Annotated in this window: 22 protein-coding genes and 1 riboswitch; of the genes, 4 read left to right on the top strand and 18 right to left on the bottom strand. The window is 34.3% G+C overall.

What is annotated here, in order from left to right; translation table 11 throughout:
• Position 1: 1 nt before the first annotated feature.
• The 7 genes from V6S17_RS11830 to V6S17_RS11860 all read right to left on the bottom strand — a co-directional run bounded on the left by V6S17_RS11830 (position 2) and on the right by V6S17_RS11860 (position 9,137).
• Positions 2 to 631 carry a DUF421 domain-containing protein gene (locus V6S17_RS11830; protein ID WP_029091051.1) on the bottom strand — a complete coding sequence of 210 codons (630 nt, stop codon included), beginning with the start codon at positions 629 to 631 and terminating at the stop codon, positions 2 to 4.
• A 20-nt stretch (positions 632 to 651) separates the two neighbouring features.
• Positions 652 to 1,104, bottom strand: a complete 453-nt coding sequence (locus V6S17_RS11835) for a DUF3290 domain-containing protein (RefSeq protein WP_029091050.1) — start codon at positions 1,102 to 1,104, stop codon at positions 652 to 654.
• Positions 1,105 to 1,356: 252 nt separating this feature from the next.
• Positions 1,357 to 4,728 (bottom strand): hypothetical protein, encoded by a 3,372-nt coding sequence (locus tag V6S17_RS11840; protein ID WP_029091049.1) that lies wholly within the window; start codon positions 4,726 to 4,728, stop codon positions 1,357 to 1,359.
• 118 nt (positions 4,729 to 4,846) lie between these two features.
• On the bottom strand, positions 4,847 to 5,953 hold the full coding sequence (gene wecB / locus V6S17_RS11845; protein WP_036027013.1) for a non-hydrolyzing UDP-N-acetylglucosamine 2-epimerase: 1,107 nt from the start codon (positions 5,951 to 5,953) through the stop codon (positions 4,847 to 4,849).
• A 16-nt stretch (positions 5,954 to 5,969) separates the two neighbouring features.
• Positions 5,970 to 7,805: an LTA synthase family protein gene (locus tag V6S17_RS11850; RefSeq protein WP_029091048.1), complete on the bottom strand. Its 1,836-nt coding sequence runs from the start codon at positions 7,803 to 7,805 to the stop codon at positions 5,970 to 5,972.
• 13 nt (positions 7,806 to 7,818) lie between these two features.
• Positions 7,819 to 8,136: a hypothetical protein gene (locus V6S17_RS11855; RefSeq protein WP_211250342.1), complete on the bottom strand. Its 318-nt coding sequence runs from the start codon at positions 8,134 to 8,136 to the stop codon at positions 7,819 to 7,821.
• A gap of 113 nt (positions 8,137 to 8,249) precedes the next feature.
• Entirely contained in the window at positions 8,250 to 9,137 is an 888-nt protein-coding gene (locus V6S17_RS11860) for a glycosyltransferase family 2 protein (protein WP_211250340.1), read from the bottom strand.
• A gap of 414 nt (positions 9,138 to 9,551) precedes the next feature.
• On the opposite strand from V6S17_RS11860, the gene V6S17_RS11865 reads away from it, so the two are divergent.
• The gene (locus V6S17_RS11865; protein WP_029091047.1) at positions 9,552 to 11,051 is read left to right on the top strand and encodes a helix-turn-helix domain-containing protein; all 1,500 of its coding nucleotides are present in this window, start codon (positions 9,552 to 9,554) and stop codon (positions 11,049 to 11,051) included.
• A 512-nt stretch (positions 11,052 to 11,563) separates the two neighbouring features.
• On the opposite strand, the gene ribE is transcribed toward V6S17_RS11865, so the two are convergent.
• From ribE to truA, 8 genes are all read right to left on the bottom strand, one after another.
• A complete protein-coding gene (ribE, locus tag V6S17_RS11870; protein WP_029091046.1) occupies positions 11,564 to 12,028 on the bottom strand; it encodes a 6,7-dimethyl-8-ribityllumazine synthase in 465 nt (154 codons plus the stop codon).
• Between the two features lie 13 nt (positions 12,029 to 12,041).
• Complete coding sequence (locus tag V6S17_RS11875; protein ID WP_029091045.1) at positions 12,042 to 13,247, bottom strand: bifunctional 3,4-dihydroxy-2-butanone-4-phosphate synthase/GTP cyclohydrolase II; 1,206 nt, start codon at positions 13,245 to 13,247, stop codon at positions 12,042 to 12,044.
• 20 nt (positions 13,248 to 13,267) lie between these two features.
• Positions 13,268 to 13,903, bottom strand: coding sequence for a riboflavin synthase (locus V6S17_RS11880; RefSeq protein ID WP_029091044.1), 636 nt, complete (start codon positions 13,901 to 13,903; stop codon positions 13,268 to 13,270).
• Position 13,904: 1 nt separating this feature from the next.
• Complete coding sequence (ribD, locus tag V6S17_RS11885; RefSeq protein ID WP_051535951.1) at positions 13,905 to 14,975, bottom strand: bifunctional diaminohydroxyphosphoribosylaminopyrimidine deaminase/5-amino-6-(5-phosphoribosylamino)uracil reductase RibD; 1,071 nt, start codon at positions 14,973 to 14,975, stop codon at positions 13,905 to 13,907.
• 220 nt (positions 14,976 to 15,195) lie between these two features.
• A riboswitch (FMN riboswitch) is annotated at positions 15,196 to 15,338 on the bottom strand.
• 500 nt (positions 15,339 to 15,838) lie between these two features.
• Positions 15,839 to 16,087, bottom strand: a complete 249-nt coding sequence (locus V6S17_RS11890; RefSeq protein ID WP_029091041.1) for a hypothetical protein — start codon at positions 16,085 to 16,087, stop codon at positions 15,839 to 15,841.
• A gap of 299 nt (positions 16,088 to 16,386) precedes the next feature.
• Positions 16,387 to 17,034: a DUF5105 domain-containing protein gene (locus tag V6S17_RS11895; protein WP_029091040.1), complete on the bottom strand. Its 648-nt coding sequence runs from the start codon at positions 17,032 to 17,034 to the stop codon at positions 16,387 to 16,389.
• Positions 17,035 to 17,045: 11 nt separating this feature from the next.
• Entirely contained in the window at positions 17,046 to 17,618 is a 573-nt protein-coding gene (locus V6S17_RS11900; RefSeq protein WP_029091039.1) for a hypothetical protein, read from the bottom strand.
• Between the two features lie 320 nt (positions 17,619 to 17,938).
• Positions 17,939 to 18,679: a tRNA pseudouridine(38-40) synthase TruA gene (truA, locus tag V6S17_RS11905; RefSeq protein ID WP_029091038.1), complete on the bottom strand. Its 741-nt coding sequence runs from the start codon at positions 18,677 to 18,679 to the stop codon at positions 17,939 to 17,941.
• Between the two features lie 143 nt (positions 18,680 to 18,822).
• Here truA and V6S17_RS11910 point away from each other — a divergent pair, with 143 nt between their 5' ends.
• The 3 genes from V6S17_RS11910 (at position 18,823) to V6S17_RS12725 (ending at position 20,660) form a co-directional block, all read left to right on the top strand.
• The gene (locus tag V6S17_RS11910) at positions 18,823 to 19,431 is read left to right on the top strand and encodes a YdeI/OmpD-associated family protein (protein WP_051457415.1); all 609 of its coding nucleotides are present in this window, start codon (positions 18,823 to 18,825) and stop codon (positions 19,429 to 19,431) included.
• Between the two features lie 139 nt (positions 19,432 to 19,570).
• Positions 19,571 to 19,840 (top strand): zinc ribbon domain-containing protein, encoded by a 270-nt coding sequence (locus V6S17_RS11915; protein WP_029091037.1) that lies wholly within the window; start codon positions 19,571 to 19,573, stop codon positions 19,838 to 19,840.
• A gap of 109 nt (positions 19,841 to 19,949) precedes the next feature.
• On the top strand, positions 19,950 to 20,660 hold the full coding sequence (locus V6S17_RS12725) for a LytR/AlgR family response regulator transcription factor (RefSeq protein WP_080712876.1): 711 nt from the start codon (positions 19,950 to 19,952) through the stop codon (positions 20,658 to 20,660).
• Positions 20,661 to 20,711: 51 nt separating this feature from the next.
• Here V6S17_RS12725 and V6S17_RS11920 read toward each other — a convergent pair whose 3' ends face one another.
• The 3 genes from V6S17_RS11920 to V6S17_RS11930 all read right to left on the bottom strand — a co-directional run bounded on the left by V6S17_RS11920 (position 20,712) and on the right by V6S17_RS11930 (position 21,932).
• A complete protein-coding gene (locus V6S17_RS11920) occupies positions 20,712 to 21,068 on the bottom strand; it encodes a hypothetical protein (RefSeq protein ID WP_029091036.1) in 357 nt (118 codons plus the stop codon).
• Between the two features lie 371 nt (positions 21,069 to 21,439).
• Positions 21,440 to 21,784 carry an LPXTG cell wall anchor domain-containing protein gene (locus V6S17_RS11925; protein WP_029091035.1) on the bottom strand — a complete coding sequence of 115 codons (345 nt, stop codon included), beginning with the start codon at positions 21,782 to 21,784 and terminating at the stop codon, positions 21,440 to 21,442.
• Complete coding sequence (locus V6S17_RS11930; protein WP_157679137.1) at positions 21,759 to 21,932, bottom strand: hypothetical protein; 174 nt, start codon at positions 21,930 to 21,932, stop codon at positions 21,759 to 21,761. The genes V6S17_RS11925 and V6S17_RS11930 overlap by 26 nt, the downstream gene beginning before the upstream one ends.
• Positions 21,933 to 22,051 lie beyond the last annotated feature (119 nt).

The raw sequence follows: 22,051 nt of genomic DNA on the forward strand, positions 1-22,051 counted from the left end.
TTTATTTATAGGGGTACAGTACAATTGCTCCTTTATCATACTCTCCAATATAGATATCACTCATTTGATACCCTTTTTCAGTGAGTTTGTCCAATACCCATACCGCATCTTTTTGTATCAAATCCAATACATCTTCATTTATCTGTCCATCGATAATCAATGGGTATTTAATATTATCATCACCGTATTGAATCACAGTTAATTGTCCATTTTGTTCCATTACTGCCCGTTTAACAGTTTTTATCTCATAAATACCTAATGCCCTTAGTTTAAAAGTGAGGTCATTGCCTGATATACCTGATCGTAAGCAAGCCTCCACAATTACTTTACCATTGATAATAAGACCCACAGGTCGTCCATCAATGATATTTTTGGCAAAACGATTATGATTTTTCAAGAATTTCAGAGTAAATACCACAATTGTCCAAATAACGAGCACTAAGAAAAATTGTAAGATTGTAATGTCTTGATTGTAGATCACACCACCGATAATACCACCCAGCACATAATTTTGAACCTGATCCATTGCTGAAGATGGCGCTAAATTACCTTTACCCAGTAAATTTATTTGAAAAATCAAACAGATAAACCCTAAACTTAGCTTCACAATCGCTGTATAATATAGTTCCATTATTAATATGCCCTCATTTCTTACTTATGTGTTTTAACGATATCAATATTCTTATCTAACAACTTAACTTCCTTTAAATGATACGCTTCTAAGTTAGGGTTAAGTTCTACCTGATAATAGGAGTCTTCTAATTTAATAATCATATCATTGCCTACACTCGTCGTATTTACCAATATTTTTGATGTCGGTACTTGTTCTTCATTGCTAACCGATTCAATAAAAACAGCCATTTGAGCTGATTGTGATAAATTATTTTGATCCTGCGAATAATCCGTGAATTGTATGCCGATAATAAATATTAAAAGCAAGCAAAAAATTATGCTAAGATCACGATATTTTGTCTGCAATTTATCACGCATATACTTAAAAGTCACAAAACTTAAAAAAAGTAAAATAACGATTGTTAAACCATACTTCACATAATTAGTTAGATTAGATTCATTCATGAGATATTCATATGTATAAAATGACATGTTATTTGACACCTCCCTATATATCTCTTTATTTTACCTAACGTCTTATTCATACGTCAATATCAATTCCTTATACACTCATCAAAAGGGTCTACTTTTGATACTCTAAATATACCTCACATCTTGAATAATAAATGATGTAACTAAAAAAACGCCAAGACTTTTTTACAAAAGTCTTAACGTTCCGTTTTATTTTATGATTTAATACCACTAATTATAACCCTATGATTAGTCGTAAATAAAATCATGCCTTTATTTAAGTTCGAATTTGTATACTTCTTTACCTGCTTTATCAAGCACTTTTAGAGCATATGCATAGTTTTTTTCATTTCCAAAATCTTTAGGAATAATCGCTTGGAACGTATGGTCATCGCCCAGACTTGTTGGAATACCCCATGAAGTTGGTGCACTGTGTAAGTTTTCAATTGTTTTTACAACTTTATTTGAACTGTCTTTAATTTCTAACGTTTTGTTGAGGTCTTTAAATGATTCTTCCCCTGTCACATAACCATCAAAAACGAGTTCAGTATTATTGTTCCAATATTTATTGAACAATCTAAGCTGTGTGTCTTCGCCAAATTTTTCAATCTTAATCGCTGGAGAGTTATCGCTGACAAATGGCGATACTTTATTCTCTTTCAAAACAACACTTTCAAGATCATTGTATTTATCATGATAAGCACCACTACGCATTGCTGGTTTATTTAGCTCTAGCTTAACTGAATCTTGATCAACACCATCAATTTTAATATTCATCGTGAAGCTGTAATCATCCGCTGCTAAATCACCTAACACATCATTGTTAACGATGAATTGATAACCATCAAATTGCCCTGTTTTATACCAATCGGTATTAGCAGCTGTGATTGTTTTCACTACTTGACCTTTTGAATCAGTAACAGATACCGTTTTTTCAACTTTTGTCTTATCCGTTAAATCCCAATCATCATTGTTAACTTTCCCTTCATAAACTAAGCCGAATTTTTCCCAGTAGCCTAGTTTAAATTCAGAAGTTGTCTCTGCAGCTGCTGCTTTTTCTACAATGGTTGTAATGTTTTCTGACTTTTTATTTTCTTTTCCGTCTTGATGACCAATTAATGTCGCCGTAATTTCGTCACCTTCAGCTAAAGTTACATCTTTTGGTAATGAAAAACTAAATTCTTTTTCTGATTTCACTACTTCTGAAATGATTTTTTCACCATTTTGTGCAATTTCAATTGAATAATTACGTCCAAAATCAACTGCTTGTTGAGGAATATTACCAGTGATTTTTGTATCTTTAACCGTTAAATTATTCAATTCTGGATTAACGATTTTCCAATCCGCCCAGTTACTAGCATCCTTAACTTTTGTAGTGATTGTCTCACTCAGTTTAGACTCTTTATCTTTTTGATGCCCTTCAACTGTAATGGCAATTTCATCATCTTCTTCTAGTGTTACTTTTTCTGGTAATTCGAAATTGAATTTAGAATCAGATTCAACTTTTTCGTTTATAATTTCCGTACCATTTTGTGTGATAGTGACAGTATAATTACGATCAAAATCGATGTCTTGCTTAGCAATTTCACCTGTAATAGCAGTTGATTTTGTTGTTAATTCATTCAGTTCTGGGTTAGCGATTTTCCAGTCAGACCAGTTCGTACCATCTATTACTTCTGTTGATACTTTATCACTTGATACATCATCAAAATCAACTTGATGACCTACGACAGTGACTGTAACATTATCTTTGACTGCTAATTTCACTTCTTTTGGTAAGTCAATTTTATAATCACCATCTGGTGTAATTGCTTGTGTACTAATTACTTCATCATTCACCGCAACCTCAATTTCATAGTTACGGTCAAATTCGGTATCTTCTACTGGTACAGTTCCTGATACAAATGTGTCTGTATCTTTTACATCATTGATAGTCGCTGCTGCAACTTTCCAATTTTCATGATCTGTAACATCTTTCACAGTTTCTGTCGTATCTTCACTATCTTTGTCTTCCTTGTCTAGTTCGTGCCCCACAACGATTGCTGTTACTTTGTCCTTGTATTTCAAGTCGATTGAATCAGGAACACTCACCGAAAATTCACCACCGCGGGCTGTATAACCTTCTTCAGTCGCGACTAACTTATCATTCACTAACACTTCAACATCATAAGTACGACCGTTAAATTTATTTTGAATCGGGATGACACCTCTAATAATTTCATCACCTGATGAAATAGTTTCTAATTCTGTTGGTTCAACTGTCCAATTTTCCCAACTTTCTTGCCCTTCTTTATTTTCCTGAACAACTGTTTCAGCAACAAGGCTTTCTTTATCTGTTTCGCCTTCTTCATGTCCGATAATATAGGCCTTAACAACGTCACCTTTTTGAAGCACTTCATCAAATAACGGTGCGACTAGAGAACCAGATTCACCTGAAATAACAGCACGTTGTTTCTCAACATCATTAACTGTTACAACAGTTTCATAGGTGCGGCCATTTTGATGATTCTGCTCTGGTAAGTTACCTGTGATAATTGTTTCTTCATCATAAGCATCCGCTAAGGTAGGTGTTTTAATTTCCCAATCTGCCCATGATGTTGAATCTTCACCCACAGTATAGAAAGTAGGTGCAGAAACTTTTGTATTCACAATACCATTACCATTAGCTTCTGTTTCAGTACCCTCTACATAAGCCTTTACAACTGTTCCATTTGCTAAAGGTTTATCTTTACCATTACCCAGTGGTTTATCAAACGTTTTTTGCCAGTTTCCTTCACTATCTAGCTGGATGTTTTTGTATTTTTTTCCATCAATTTCTAATGTTACAAAATAATTTGTATCATGTTCATTGTCCATTGGTTGATAACCTACTCCAGTAAAAGTCATTTCATCTTCTGAAGTAATTGTAGTCGGTTTCACCTTATTTTCAATCCACGTATCATCTGGTAAATCATTACCGTTTAACACTGATTCTGCTGCACCCCATGACCAGTTAATACCAAGGTCAGCGTTTCCAGATTTCACCTTAAAGTTGAAGAAGTCTTTACGCTCTACTAAACGCCCCGTATCTTTAGACCATTTATCTAAATCAATTTCTAGATTAACATTTTGATATTGATTCGCAGATACTACTGATACTTCACTAAAAATAACAATGGCATTTATTTTTTCATCAAAATAAGCTGTATCAAAACCATTTAGCGGCCCCGTTTTTTTATCCCATAATTTTTGAATCTTAACATTGCTATTACCAATCCCAATATTATGAAGACGATCTACAGACCCTCCTAAATATTGTTTGTAATTCGGTGTACTAAAAAATTCTGATGCAAATTCAGGATCTACTGTAATCGTTGTTTTCGTTTGCGTTGCAAATCCAACAGCCAATAATGCCGATGAATTTGTATTAATTGTTAAGACACCATCTGTGTTTTCTAAATTTTTAAATTTGTCAGAGTAGCCTGTTCCCATACTAGCAAGAGGTGTTATACCTGCGCTATTTGTAATGTTATTCAGTTGACTCTTTGTCACCTCTTTGTTAGTCATATCGGCTGATGCAACTAAAGGTACCATCATAATTGCAGGTATCATGAGTGTTGACGTTACTGCTAATTTTACTGCCTTCTTCTTTTTATTAATTGTCATTCGTTGTTCCTCCTTTGATATCTCATACTTTCTGCTTTATTTTAGCAGAATTACTACGCTTGATTCCGTCATGAAAAACAAGCTAGTTCTTAAAATTGAAATTCATCCTGCTTTCGATTTAACTCATTTTAATAAGTGCGGCTATTATTTTAGCAGAGGCATTACCATCTCCATAAGGATTGCTCGCTTTACTCATTTGTTCATACAGCACTCTATCGGTTAACAAATCTAGCATAGCGTTTTGAACAGTTTCTTTTTCAGTACCTATTAGTTTTAATGTGCCAGCTAAGACACCTTCCGGTCGTTCAGTAGTCTCACGTAAGACTAATACCGGCTTTCCTAATGAAGGGGCCTCTTCTTGAACTCCGCCAGAATCAGACATAATAAAATAGCTTCTCGCAGCCATATTATGAAAATCAAAAACATCTAGTGGACTAATGAGGTGAATACGGGGATGATTACCTAACAATTCATGTGCACTTTTTTGTACAATGGGATTCAGGTGGACTGGGAAAATAATGTGCGTGTGTATATCTGCATTTATCACCTCAGTTATCGCTTTAAATACTTCTTCCATTGGTGAACCCTGATTTTCACGTCGATGCATCGTCAGTAGTACAAAACGATCCTCCAGCGGAATTTTATGTAACACGGGGTGTTCATATGTATCTGTTATTGTATATTTCAATGCATCAATTGCTGTATTACCGGTTATATGAATCGCTGACTCATCATGTGCTTCATTCAAGAGATTTTGACGGCTTTCCTTAGTGGGTGCAAAGTAGATATCACTTAATGAATCTGTCAATTGACGATTCATTTCTTCAGGAAATGGTGAGTATTTATCATAAGTGCGTAGTCCAGCCTCAACATGACCTATTTTCACTTGATTATAAAAAGCTGCTAAGCTAGCTGCTAATGTTGTTGTTGTATCACCATGCACAAGGATTAGTTCTGGTTTTACACTTTTTAGTACACAATCTAATTGCTGAATAACATTACTTGTTATCTCAGACAATGTTTGTTGATCTTTCATAATGTCTAGATCAAAATCTGGCGAAATTGAGAACGTCGCTAATACTTGATCCAACATTTGGCGATGTTGAGCTGTTACTGTGACGATGACCTCAAAATTAACATTTTTTTTCAATGCTAAAATTAGTGGCGCCATTTTAATGGCTTCTGGGCGCGTGCCAAATACTATCATTATTTTCCTTTTTTTCATTGCTGCCTCCTTTTTGCTAAATGCTAAAGAGCTCTTTACTGTAGCCTTCTCCAACAAACATGTCATATTGAAATAATTGATAATCGTGCAGAGCCTCCTTTAGTGGCGCTGTTAAAGCAATTTTTTCACCTTTCGAATTTAAAAAAAGGTTCTTTGCAATATTATATGCAGGTAACTTTTGCATTAAGTCATGTTCAAACTGGTAGAAAGGAGCTTGTGCTACGCTCATTTCGCTGAAAGCTAAACTACCTAAAAAACCTGGGTTGATTATCTTTGGTTTTTGTTCACCATTTATTTTATTGTTCCAGACAAAATAAGGCGTTAAGTATTTTTGAAGTTGTTTATCGTCTTTAAAAAAAGCGTTATCGTATAATGATTGATTCAGAGCTGGTCCATGGTCACCGTAAAAAACAACTGTTGTCGGTTGATCTAGCTCGGTTAACTTTTGAATAAGTAAATCAATTGTTGTATCCATTTTTTTAACACCACGCGCATAAAGGGCCAATTGGTCACCATCAACGATATCTTGGTAGTTTTCTAATAAATTATCGTCTTGCTTCAACTTACCTTTTGTGGCTTCTGTATAGGGATAATGATTTTGCATACTGACACTGTTAATAAAAGTCGACTTGTCATTTTTGTTAACTTCTAACAAAATACGGTCAACAAAACTCATATCACTGATGTAGCCTTCATCATAATAAATCGGCAATTCCTTACTTTCAGCAATCATTGTTTCTCGTGATATAAAGGAATCAAATCCTAATTTTTTATACACCTCATTGCGTTGATAGCCTTTTTTCAAATGTGAATGAACCCCTTTTGTCTCATAACCTTGTTTTTTCAAAAAGAAAGGAATGCCGATATTATGATCGTTTTTTTCCAAAATATGATTATAGGCAATACTATTTTTTTGTAAAAAGTTATAATCAAATCCACTCAACAAACTAAACTCGACATTAACTGTACCACCACCAAAAACTGGGCTATACATCGAACCTCCGAATTTTTCTTGTAGTTTATGAATCGTTGGCAACGGATCTTCGGTCCACTTTGTATCAGGAAATTTCGTGGGATCAATCAAGGATTCGCTGAGGATATAAATAATTTTTTCTTTTTTCACAGGAACTGCTATTTTTTCTATCGGATATTTTGCATTGTATTTTAAAACAAGGTCCTTCATTACTATTTCTGAATAATCAGTTGGTCGCGGCATTATTTCAGGATTCATACTTTCAATAAAATACTCAACTGCACCACTGTTTTGATTTTCGCTTGTTCTTTGGGTTGCATAACTGGTTGAATGATTGATATATAGTAAACAACTCGCACTTACTACTACACTAATACAGAGACCTGTTACTCGTAATTCAAGCGACAGTTGTTTGTCTCTCCAAAATTTATTGTACAGCCAGCCGCATAACACTATGACACTAACTGTCACTAAAACCAATATAAAATGCGGTTTACTAGTCATTTCCCAGACTACCTCTTTCAATAAATTATTTTGGAAATCCGCCCAAACAATGGGTAAACCTGTACTTACGTTTTTTACACCATTGGCGACCGTAAGCAGTACACCTATCATGATAAATAGATAACTTCCAATCGCTATATTCGTTAATGAAATTACAAATAATAATACTGAATAACCTAATAAATAAATCGTTAATGGATAATTAAACACATTTGAAAAGTCCCTAATATTACTATTTTCAACCATTGACGTTACTAATAGGCCAACCAGCAATAGATAACCTATCAGATATATCCTCGATTTTTTATTAGCATTGAAAAATACTGTTGCTAACATTAACGCTAAAATAACACTCACATTAATAACTACATACATTTTCTATTTACCGCTACTTTCTATTCAGACTGTCCGTAGAAATTGCACTTGAATGTTCCGTTTTTTTCCAGTGATTTTGTGGTAAAAACCATGTGAAAAAGCCTTGAATTTGTGCAAAGTAATAAAGAAGCGTTGAATAAAAGTAACCAATCCATAGCAACAAATACTCTTTGATACGCTGAGAAACTGACAGATCTTCAAAATAACTTTCACCTTCTTGAATAATATAAACTGTCGGTAATAATATATAATTAATAAACTCAAAAAATAACCAGAGCCAAAATAGCGAAAAGAAATAAGGAAAGCTTTCAATAAAACGACGATCAATCACTATTAGAAATACTAAACCTAATAACCATACCGAGCGTAGCATTGAATAAGAATAAACCAATGTTTCACATTTACTTATTAATTCTATTAATGATTTAGATTTGAAAAGAGAGCCTAGCTGTTGACCTGTTTTTGAAATCGCAATATACCAATGTCCTTGTGACCAACGTGTTCTTTGGACATGACTTGTCTTAATGTCATTTGGTTTCTCATCATATACTTTTGCAAAATGATTCCAAGTACTTTTTTGCCTTGAATTGATAACTCTACTTGAATTTCAAAATCTTCAGTATAACTACGCGGTGTCCAACCATTTTCTTTAATATAATTTGTATCGATTGCAAAACCTGTACCACCAATTGATGTATTCCATCCCAAACGGTGTTTTGCATATTGAATCGCACGGTTAGTGATAAAATAGGCCGCTGCATACCCACGCGACATAAATGATTCATTGATATTTTTAGAATCTAGATAACCTTGTATGACTGTTAAGTCTGTGTGTGCTAGAAATTGCGAATTAATTTCCAATAAATAATTTTCTGAAATTAAATTGTCGGCATCAAGAAAAACAATGTAATCAAAATTTTGCCAATATGTTTTATTTTCACGTAAATATTTACCAATAACATGAGGTTTACCTCGGGGTTCTCCTCTTTTACTTCTGTTCTCAAAGAGATTAACACCGTCCCTTTTTCTCACGATACTTGCGGTCTTATCATTGCAGTTATCTGCAAGTGTCACCACTTTATAGAGATTTTTATCATAGTTCAATTGACCGATACTTTCTAAACAGTTATCAATTACATTTTCTTCATTATGTGCGGGTACAATAATTAGGAAACTTTTATCAGCTGCTTTAATATCATAATTACGTTTTACCTTTTTCAATCCAAATAAACCTAAAATTGAATAAAAACCTAAGTGAATAAAAACCACTATCGACATTATTAAAGTAAAAACCTTAATAAAATTGTATAAAAAATCTGGTACTACAAACATTATTCATTCCTCTTTTCTAAATTAAATGCTCTTTTTATAAAAAACACTTATGTTCAAACACTGTAATAAATAAAAACAGCCACTAATACTATAAATATAGTTAAAAAAATAACGTTACTCCGTGCGATACTCTTCTGACTCATTATGCTATCGCTCTCTTTTTGTGACTTAATCACCACTCTCGACTCCACTATAATCCCTCCCTTCGTTCTTTAGACAACCACATAAAGTGAAAACTTTGCATCTATATTACTAACTCATTATATTTAAATTCTCAAATAACCACCGTTCAAAATTCATTTTTGTTTTTTTTTTTTTGAAACTATCATAAACAGCATTAAATGTTACAATTCCAGTAAGATACATAAAAATGTATCTTATTTTGTAATTATTCTAATAATCGGAGGTCAAATTTTGTTTTTACTTACGAATAAAAGTTATAAACGACAGTTACAATTAATACAGTCATGTTTCAACGCCTCAAGGCCGCTCTCACAAAAATATTTAACAACTACTTTAAAGTGTTCAATTTCAACCCTCACCAACACCATCAACTATATAAATGAAGAATTCGAATCCTTACAGTTTGAATATCGTGATGGCTGTTACACCCTCATTTCAAAAAGAGGTTACCGACTTAACGAAACATACAAACACTTTTTACAAACAGCTGAAGAATATAAACTTTTCGAACAACTTTTTTTTCATGAAGAAAGTATTCAATACTATGTAAATACGCTTTTCATGAGCGAGTCAAACATTCGAAGGATGGTGAAAAATCTCAATAAAGAACTGCGGCCAAAAGGTCTGTTCATCACTACAAATCCGATGAAGCTAAACGGAGATGAGTGGACAGTAAGACAAGCTTTCACTAGTTTTTTCTATGAAAAAAATCGTTTGGATTTCCAACAAACGTTTGGAGAAAATGTTCTATTTTATGATACCCTCACTGAAAAAACACTCTTTATTATGGGTGCTAAAGTATCTATGACAAACGCTCTCCTGTTAAAATACTGGTTGTATATCAGTGTTCAACGAACAAAAAAAAAGTATCATTTAAATAAACACACTTCTGCTACTAATGATGACTATTTCGCAAACACTCTTTATACATCAATTAAAGCGGATAATATTTTCCAACTTGAATTCACTAAAAATACAGGTCTTGCTGTCACAATAGAAACAATTGGAGATATACTTCCACATATAGATAGAGCATTCATTAATAACAATCAGCCACTGAAAGAAACCGATTATTACTTTTCTACCTATACAAATATTTCTTTACAGATGATCAGTGACCTCATAACTCAATTAGAGCGAGGATTAAATAGCTACGCTTCTTCAACTGTCAAAAATGAATCCATACATATGCTTTATAACTATTGTTCAACCCATTATTGTGTCCCTTCTTTTGCATACGATTTTAATAAGGCCTTTATTGATCTAATTCGCGAGAAAAATCCGCTCTTTGAACCCTTACTAAAAAAAACAATGACTCAACTCAACTATCCTCCAATGCTCCTTGAAGATCTAAATCAATATCATGGATTTTTTGAAATGATTACAATGTTATTCCCTGATTTTTTCATAACTTCTTCCAATTACAAACCGATACGAATCTTTCTAATAACAGATTTCATCCCCTCTTATGTTAGTTTTCTTATTTCCAGATTGTATGATGAATTTGGAACAGAAATCATTATTAACACGTGTGAGAACATCTCACGGGATACCCTTTTAAGAAGTGAGGATCTTTCTGAAAAAATTATTCTTATCAGTAATTTTTATGATTTACCAATCAATGCCAAAGAATATGATGCGTTCATCTTTTTTAATAGTTTGTTAAGTGCTAATGACATTGCTAATATAAGAGCATTAATCGCAGTTGATAAAAAAAATTGGACCCTTTAATGCTCCCTACTACAACTCTAATGCTGTGACATTATTATAAAAAGCAGTGTCATAACACCTTTTGTTTTAACACTGCTTTTTATAATCATACTTACATTAAACATTTTTATTTTGATAACTACCTTACGTTTTCTTCTTACGTATACAGCGCCTTACCTCTAAGTGGAGGAATAATGGGCATCAAAAAAAAGTTGCACAAAAGTGCAACTTTTTAATTACAACTGATTATAGCTTTGCTACAAAAACAACTCTCTCTACGACACCTTTTAAAGCTTCAATCACATCCCCTTTTTAGATACCTCCACCAATTAAAAATATAGTTGCTAATGAACCCTCTCTGTATAATCGATGTCTTTTCTAGGGGTTCAAAATTAACATACACTCTGTAAAAACATCTGCATAAACATCTGAAAGCCTAATCTAATGCTCAATCGTATTCCTTTTTTATAAACGGACATCAGCAAATTGACTGAGGTGTTACTCATTCCATTCATTTGGAAATAAGATATCCCTTAAGTTAATACTTTTGTTAATTGTGCCATCTCCAATAAACTCATAGCCGCGTCAACACCTTTGTTACCTGCTTTTGTACCTGCGCGTTCAATTGCTTGTTCAATCGATTCGGTCGTAACCACTCCAAAAATCACAGGTACGCCAGTTGTCAGACCAATATTAGCAACACCTTTACTCACTTCATTACATACGTAATCATAATGTGAAGTCGCACCTCGAATGACGCAACCTAACGTGATAATGCCATCATATTTACCACTTTCAGCCATTTTTTTAGCAATAAAAGGAATTTCAAAAGCACCTGGTACCCAAGCAACATCAATATTATCTGTTGGTACATCATGGCGAATAAGGCTATCTACCGCACCATCCAATAATTTAGTGGTAATAAAATCGTTGAATCTCGCCACCACAATCCCTACTTTTAAATCTGTTCCTCGTAAATGTCCTTCAATAATATTCATCTTATTTCCTCCTCTAGTCAATTGTGAGTTGATGATTAAATTTTGTTTGTTTTGTTTTTAAATAGGCTTTATTTTCAAGGCGCGGGGCTATTTGCAACGCAATACGCTCCACTACTTCAATGCCATATGCTTGTAGAGCAGTTACTTTATCCAAGTTATTCGTCAATAGTCGAATACGCTGAATCCCTAGTGTTTTAAGCATTGCTGCTGCTATACCGTAATCACGACCATCTGCCTCAAACCCTAACTCAATATTTGCATCGTAGGTATCCCGTCCCTGTTCTTGCAATTGATACGCACGCAACTTACTCACCAGACCAATACCGCGACCTTCCTGGCGTAAATACAAAACTGCACCAGTACCATCCGCTTCAATCCGTTGCAATGCTTCTACCAATTGCTCACCACATTCGCAACGGTGCGAACCAAAAATATCACCCGTCATACATTCTGAGTGCAAACGAATTAATGGGATTTTTTCTGTTTCAAATTCGCCTTTACTAACAACAATCTGCTCTTTTTGATCCGATAATGAAGTCATCACCTGTACCTTAAAGTCACCATACTCTGTCGGTAAATCGACCTGAACATCCGCTTCAAGAATACGATCATTGATGAGATGTCGATACCTAACAATATCAGCAACGGTAATAAAAGGGATTGCCATTCTAACAGCTTGTTCTTTTAACTCAGGTCGCCTTGCCATTGTCCCATCAGTATTTAGAATTTCACAAATGTAGGCCACTGGTTGCGCACCTGCTAATCTAGCTAAGTCTACTGCGGTTTCCGTATGCCCTGCTCTTACAATGGCTCCATTAGCCTGCCCTACTAAAGGAAAAATATGACCCGGTCGTAAAAAATCACTCGGCTTTGCCTCTGGATTGGCAAGCTCCCTAATTGTCAATGCACGTTCTGCCGTAGATATACCTGTTGTTGTTGTGTGATGATCAACACTGATTGTAAATGCTGTCCCATATGCATCCGTATTTTCACTCGTCATCTGCCCTAATCCTAGTCGCCGGGCTGTCCTTGCGCTCATCGGCACACAGACTAAACCACGTGCCTCTGTTACCATTTGATTTAATGTTTCACTCGTCGCATATTGAGCCAAACCTATCAAATCACCTTCAGCTTCGCGGTTTTCATCATCTGCAACGATAATCAGTTTTCCTTGTTGTAAAAAATGTATGGCTTCTTCTACTCTCTTTTTTACTGACACAACGTTTCCCCCCTTTATTGTTAATAACCATGTTGTTTTAAAAACGACTGACTGATACTTTGTCCATTATCTTCTACTAACGCACCTAAATACTTACTCAATAAATCGCTTTCCAGATTAACAATATCACCCACTTTTTTTTGACCTAACACCGTATGTGCCGCAGAATGTGGAATCAAAGCAACGACAAAAGCATCTGTACTTTTATCAATCACAGTAAGGCTTGTACCATCCAATGTGATTGAACCTTTTTTTACAATACGTCTTTTTTCTGAAGACAACAACGCCAATTCATAATAAATGGCATTTTGTTCTTGCCAGCGGCGATTAATTTTCACAGTACCATCCACATGGCCTGATACAAAATGTCCGTCTAAACGACCTGTGATTGGCAAGGATCGTTCGAGATTGACGGGTTCACCCTGCTTCAAAAGGGATAGATTAGTCGTACGATACGTTTCGGGCATCGCCTCAGCGCTAAATACGCCCTCATTAATAGCAACAACTGTTAAGCAGACACCATTAACTGCAATACTATCACCCATTTTAGTTGCTTTTAAATCTGTTTCTGGAAATAGAATGTCTAACACCATACTCTCTCGCTGATGTGTTGTTTTTTGTAACCGACCCATTTTTTCAACAATTCCAGTGAACATACTAGCCCCCCTTTTCCTGTGGTAGCCATTGTAATTTAAAGTCAGTTCCTAACTGCTCCATACTTATTAATTTTAAATTTGGCTGTTGTACAATGGCTCCGTCAATAGCATCAACTCCTGCTGACCCTAAAAGATGAGGCGTCAGATAGCTCAATAATTGTTGATAGTACCCACCATTTATAAAGGCATGTAATATTTTTGCGCCACCTTCAACAAATACGGACTGTATCCCTTCTTGAGCTATTACCATTAAAATTTGCTCAATTGTCCATAGTTCCGCGAAAAAAAGTCGAACATGTTGGTGGGTTAAACGCTGTTTCAAATTACTATTTTCTGTAAACACCCACGTAGGCTGACTAGTATCTGTAAACAACATGAGTTTGCCTGTTAATCTACCGGACCGATCAATAATAATCCGTGTTAAACCCTGCTTTCCTTGTGGGTTCCGAACAGTTAAGGAGGGGTTATCGACAAGCGCAGTTTCACTGCCTACTAAAATTGCCTGATATTTTTCACGTTCTATTTGAACATCTTGCCATGTCTCGCTACCACTGAGATTTGTTCTGACACCTCGTTTCGCAGCAATCTTTCCATCTAAACTACTCGTATATTTCAAGGTCACATAAGGCAATTTGGTTTCATGAAAGTGATTGTAGATGAGATTGATACGATAGGCTTCATCTCTCAGTATATTTTCGATGACTTCAATCCCCGCTGCTTGTAAAAGTGCCACTCCTCGCCCCGCTACTATGGGATTAGGATCACGTTGACCGATGACGACTTGTTTAAAGCCACCCGCAATAATACGTTCAGCACAAGGAGGAGTTTTTCCTGTATGGGCACACGGTTCTAAAGTAACATATAACGTTGCTTGAATAGATTCCTCAAGGCTGGTGAGTGAATCAATGGCTTGTACTTCCGCGTGTGCAGCACCATAGTGTGTATGATATCCTTTTCCTAAAACAACATTATCTTTAACAATCACTGCCCCCACTAGTGGGTTGGTATATGTTTCCCCTTGTCCTTTAAGCGCTTGTTCAATTGCCAAGCGCATATATTTTTCATGTCTCACTTTCTTCACCTCCAACAAAAAAGCCCCTCATATTTGAGGGACTTTTAAAAAATAGACAGTATTAATCTAGGTTAAACCACACATTCGTCTCTTTTGAATCAGATAAAAACCCCACTAAAAAGACTAGTGGGGTTAAAAAAGGTGTGCTTTAAATAAACGGATGCCCTTATAGGTAGGTGCTTTTAAAAAGCCTACAGCTATCGTTGGTTAACCGTTCCTTTGATTACTTCTCCCATCCAGACTTTAACTGTCGGTTTCAGATTTTCACTGAATCAACCACAATCGAAATTATGGTTCACGGACTTCAAAAATAATATTTTTGTCACCGCCGGTCGGGAATTACACCCTGCCCCGAAGAATCATTATTCAATTGAACACAGCATATCACCTGTTTTTTTATTTGTCAATATCAGTATTTTTTATTAAACACAGCAGAACCATCAAGTCAGTAAGTTCCCCTCACCTATAAATGCAAATAATAGCAACGAATCGAGTCAAAAGACTCTTCACTGTGTTATATCACTCCAAAAACCATGAAACTGACGGCAAATATTTTTGATAATAATTAATCACATCTATTGCAGAGTAATAGCCGAGCACTACACAACCAAAAATGAACACTCCCGTTAGCATCATAATCTTTATCTTTTTTTTACGGATACTTAGAATAAATATCGTACCTGCTAATGGAGTCAAAAAAGCACTTATACCGAGCATTAGCGGTGAAACATTCCCTTTTATTTTTCTGTAGCCAGACCTGTCCGAATAAAAAGTACCTCTATAAAAATGATCGTCCATCTGGTATTTAAGAATAAGTGCACCAATAGTCATTAGTATGGCGCAACTAATAAAACATTTAGTCTTCAAAGACATTTTTGAGAACTCTTGCAATCCCATTTAAAGACAACAATAATGATTATAGCACCCGCAATCATAATCTTTTGGAATATCAACATCAATGCAGTAACTGACATTATAACTAAACCAGTCGTGTTTTCTCCAAATAAGAACATAAAAACACCCACAATCATTAAAACTACAGCGGTAGTAATTAACCAGTCTCTTAAAGACATTTTCTTTAACTTTATTATCAATTCTTTGATTTTATTCATTTGTACTTATCCTTTGCCTATTTAATACGTAACTGTAGTAATAATAACATAGCCAAAGACTTCATTACTTACTTAGTTATGAACATTCAACGACTCTCTGAAAATAATAAGTTCCATCGCTCATCATAGTAAAAAGCCCCTATTCTAAGAAATAGGAGCCCAAAATACTAATCTCATTCTTTCATTCTCACTGACACTATTGCTTCTCTGTTCTTAAATTATCATTAACCTTATCACAAATAAAAACAGCTCGCTCTGCGCCTTCAATTAATGATTACTACTAGTTGAAAATTCAAATACTAGTTAAGTCCAAATTTAGCACTTAATTCCTTTAGGAATTCATCTTCATTTTGCACGATCCACTTCTCTTTAAACTCGGGATCTTGCACTAATAACATCGTTATTTTTTGAGCTTTTTTATTAGCCTTCACTTCATTCACTTTTTTATTAATGACACGTAAACTACTATTTTTAGCTATATTCGACAGTTCTTTATCGGTCGTTTTATGTGTTATTTTTACTTTTTGTGCAGTTAAATCTTTTATGACTTCTTTTTCAAAATCGCCTGTTTGCCATTCAGTTAAGCCAGTAATCATTAGGTCCACTTGAGCTTTACCCTCTTTATTTTCAATCGTTTCAGCCTTGAATTTTGTTTCATCTTGCAATTTTTTATTCAGTGACTCATAAATTCTACTTAAATTAGCATCATATGTATGATCTAACTCTAGTGCAGCTGATAACTCTTTTACAAACGCTGATTTTGATTCTTTTTTGATGTCACTTGTTTTATCCTCAAAAAAATCATTAAATTTCGCGTTATCTTTCCCATATATGTAAGTATCCACATAACTTTCGGCTGCTGCTTTTGGATCAGTCTGTTTTTGACAGGCACTTAATAATAAAATCATTAATAGGCCTAACAAAATTATTTTATATTTATGCTTCATTATAGATAGTCTTAACGACGTCCTCCTTGTCTATTTTGATTATAATTTTTCTTTTCTTGGATAATTTGTTGACGTTCTGATTGCGTAAGATCGGGATTACTTAATTTTTCACCATACGCTCTATTTTGGTTCGCTTTTTCATTACCATTCACTTGATTTGACTGGTTTCCTTGATTTGACTGGTTATAATTTTTCTTTTCTTGAATAATTTGTTGACGTTCCGCTTGCGTAAGATCTGGATTATTTAATTTTTCACCATATGCTTTGTTTTGATTTGCTTTTTCATTACTTATCACTGTATTCGCTTTTTTATCAGCTGCTTTTTGTTGTTCTTTTGCGGCAATCTCTTCTTTTTTAGCTTTAACCACTGCAATGTTTTTTACCTTTTTTTCCTTAACTTGTGTTGTTAATGTTGCTTTAGCAACTTTTTCAATTCGAGTAAACATCTCACGGATTTTTTCTTGTTTTATTGTTAGTTGCAAGTCTTTATTCATATTTGAAGCCTGAACATCAACGCCACCACCTAAAGAAATTCCAATTGCTGTAAACAAAACACTACACATTAACACTACTTTTTTAACCACTTATAATACACCCTTTCAAATGAAGTTTAAACACCATTATATAACTACTAATAACTAAAGTAAAGCTCATTTTTAGTTTATATTAATCATTTAATTTTATCTATAAAATAACCCCCCGATAATTACACCGTTCTTTCATTGCAGACGAATACTTAATTTTAATTGTGAAACCAAGTATTTATTAACCAGGATAAGTAATCACTAGAATCAATTTAACTTTTAAAAAAATTAATTAACGTAAAAAAAGAATAGATTTCTCTATTCTTCAAAAGACTATTTTTCCACATAAATGATTCACTTTATGTTTTTATTTTATGACTTTATTTATATTCCACACAATCCAGAAATAAGCCTTGAGCTGGTACTGTCATACCCGCATTTTTTCTCGTTTTGCTCATAAATACATCATCGATGATGTTAGCCTCTAAAGTTCCTGCACCAATTTCTAAAATTGTCCCCATCATGATTCTCACCATATTGTATAAGAAGCCTTCTCCCTCAAATTTAAACTGCAGCAAATCGCCCTCACTCGTAATTGTGATTGCTTTTATTGTACGCACCGTTGTTTTTTTTGATTTTTTAAGCGAAGAGAAACCAAGAAAATCATGGGTACCTTCCAACATACGGCAAGCACTATTCATTTTAGTAATATCTAACTTTTGCGAAATATGGTGGCTGTAATAACGTTCGAATGCTGATGGAATCGGATTATTCCAAACATAGTAGCTATACTGTTTACCAGTAGCGTTATAACGCGCATGAAACCGTTCAGGTACCTCTTCAACTTTTTTGACAATTATATCCCAAGGTAAATAGTGATTAAGTTGATTTAATAATTTATCACTCGTCAATGGTGAATCTGTTTTAAAATTAGCCACTTGCCCCCTCGCATGTGTTCCCGCATCCGTTCGTCCTGATCCAATAATCTCAATTTTTTCACCTGTAATTTGTGTTAAAACCGCTTCAATTCGTCCTTGAATTGTTTTATCAGAATCACCCAATCGTTGCCAGCCTAGATAACGTTTCCCATCGTATTCAATCGTTATTTTTATATTTCGCATTATCATTTTTCTCCTCATATTCGTGCTTATTATTTATTAATTCATTGTAGCAATAATCCCTTAAATTAACAATTACAGCCAAAATCCTCGTATCATGCTAAAATTAAAAAGAATATACTCTAATTAGATGGGATGATTTGAAAATGTCCAGTAGCTACTTTGAATTTACAACACGTAAAGACTTAAGAAATTGGCTTGTTGCTAATAGCAAAACTGAAACAGAATGTTGGCTCGTCATGAGTATTTCTATACAAACGAACACATTACTCTATCTAGATATCGTGGAAGAAGCACTTTGTTTTGGTTGGATTGATGGCGTCAAAAAAAAGTTACCTGATAACCGTTTGATTCAACGTATTTCACCACGCAGTAAAAGAAGTAATTGGACTGAATTGAACAAAGCACGTGTGCGTCGTCTAGAAGCTCTTGGTTTAATGACAACTGCCGGCCGTGCTGTTTTACCTGAAATGGACCCTAATCTCTTTGAGTGGGACGCTCGCATTGTTGAGGCCCTTCAACAAGACGATGTTGTCTACCAGAATTTTAGAACGTTTCCGATTTTGTATCAAACCATCCGGATTGATACGATTCAAAGCTATAAAAAAGATACCGAACTATTTAACAAACGCTTAGAAAAATTAATTAAATATACTAAAGCTAATAAAATGTATGGCAGTTGGCATGATAATGGGCGTCTTTTGGAAGATAATCAAAAACATTTTTTAGATACAACAACTAAAAAACTTAAATAATTTTTAATTTATTACATTCGAAGAACCCTCATCAACAACTTTTTTTGATAAACACTTTCTTAAAAAAAAGGAATTAAGCAATGATGCGTTGCTTTTTCATAGAATAAAAATTTATTTTTTTAACATCGGAGGAATTAAAATGTCAAAAACACCACAATGCCAAAGTTGCGGGATGCCAATGAATAAAGCAGATGAATTTGGTATCGAAACAGATGGCTCTGCTTCAGAAAAATACTGTATTAAATGTTACGATAATGGTCAATGGACCAATGGTGAGGCAACATTTGATGAATTTTATGAAATAAGTTTACGAGGCTTTCAAAATTCAAATATGAACAAAGTACAAAAATATTTTCTTAATAAGATGTACACTAAAAAATTCCTTAAAAAACTAGATCGTTGGAAATAGCAGGATTAGCCTCTTGAAACATCTAAGAGGCTTTTTTTACGTGCACTCTCTTCCACTCTTTTTTTAAGTTAACTACCATTACTATCAACTCTCTTTTGAAACGGTTATAATGTGCTCAAGAGGTGAGCTTAATGTTGCAATTTTTGCAAAGTACTCGTCAACCCTACACACTATCGAACGTCTTTTGGACAGCTATCACACTCAACTGTTCAATCCCCACTGTTACACCTATCCTATTCATCTCAACCCTGAATTTCGCGCTAACACTTTTTCTTTTTTTATTCTATCACTTGACGATACAGATATTGATGCACTTGCGCTAGCAAAAAAGATCCGACAATTAGCTCCTCCTGTTCCATTGATATTAACGACTACTAGGCAAAGGCTATTACCTGATCTATTGACACTCGATATCTTTGCTTGTATTCCTCAACCTATACAAAAAACACAGTTTTTCTCCACAGTTAAACGTTTATTATTTTCCCTTAAAACCACTCCTTCCTTATTTCATTTCAGTGAATATCAAAAAAAAATTCGGCTCCCCTGTGAAAACATTCTTTATTTTGAAAAAAAACGTCGCTTAGTTATTATCACAACTTTCCACGAAGTTTTTTCTCCTTATTTAACAACCACGGAAGTTCTTAAACAACTCGATACCTCTTTCATCCAAATTCATCGTTCCTATATTATAAACAGTCGTTACGTTATAAACTTGGGCAATAACAACGTCACAGTAACCGATTCACATGAAGAAATTATCAACTTGCCGATTGGTCGGACCTTTCAACAATCAGTTAAACAAAAATTACGACGATTGTGACAGCGAATTTTCGAATAAAAAAACAGACTGTCATGTCAGTCTGTTTGTAATCTACTTCTTTCGGTATTTATTAATCTCATAATTAATGCCTAAAATAAGGAAACGGTAAAAGATAAATACCGTAATAGTTAACAGGATATAGTTAGAGGAGTATTCTCCACCCGGAAAGGCATACATCGGATAATAAACCAAAAGACTCACAGTAATTAATTCTATCAGGGCTTGCCGTTTACCAATTTTACGTAAAATTTTTTTAAACGATTTGATATTAAAAACATCCGCCAACTCAAGCGTAAGCAAACCTTTTAAAGCGCCCATTACAAGAAGTGGCGCCATCACCATGTTGATTGAATCAATATTATAGATACGTAAAATCGTTAGATACAGAACAGTACTTATTAATAACATCAAGATTATCAGTCCTTTACTATTGAGATGATATTAGATAACCAATCATTTTCAATATTAGTATAGCACTAATAACACCTATAAAATAGCTAATGTAACCAACTGCAGATTATATGTAACAAGTGGAAGAGATAACTAAAATAGCCGTGATAAAGATGATGGTCTTAAAACAGCACCTAAGTTGTTTAGATTTTCGGATTCAATATATGACTTATTTTTCACTAAACAATCATGGTAAGATATGAATGAAACCTCTGATTATTTATCAATTTTTTAACTATTTTTATGGAGAAGAAAAAAACAGCCACATAAATGGCTGTTAAAATGAACAATTTATTTTACTATGTTGAAAGCAGTATAGCTATTAAATGTTATAGTTGTCCACTGCGTTTTTTGCTTCTTTTGACGTAGAACCACAACAAAACAGCTATACTAATAAGAATAGACCCTAAAACCGATAACCAAACGAGCGTTTCTGCACCTGTTGTTGGTAAATCGCCTGTTTTAATAATCGTTTGCTTCTTTTCTAAATTAGGCGTAACCACATCTTTTTCATCTGAATTTTCAACGATCGACTCAATGGCCTTATCTAGATTTCCAGTGACTTTAATGACTGAATTTTCGCTTGTTGCATTTACTATAAAAGGCATCGAAGTTAGATGGAGTGATAAGAGTGTTACTAGCACCAGTTTAATTGTTTGGTTTATACTTATCATCTTTATCCATTGTCCCTGTAAATTCAAAATTAGTAGCCCTATCTGCATCTGTTTTATCTGCAAATTCACCTTCATTATTCGCTAATCTTACAAGTTCTTGATTAATTGTGTACTTTTGCACCTCTGCTTTTGTAGCAACTAAAGGCACAATTTCATTTCCTTCATATTCTGTTGTACGTTTAAGGTTTAACTGAGTTAACGCTGGAACACCTTTCCCTCCACTGATTTCATACGTATCAACATCAACTTTTACAGGACGACCAGACT

This window comes from Brochothrix thermosphacta DSM 20171 = FSL F6-1036 (genome assembly GCF_036884295.1).
In the GTDB taxonomy this organism is placed as follows: Bacteria; Bacillota; Bacilli; order Lactobacillales; family Listeriaceae; genus Brochothrix; species Brochothrix thermosphacta.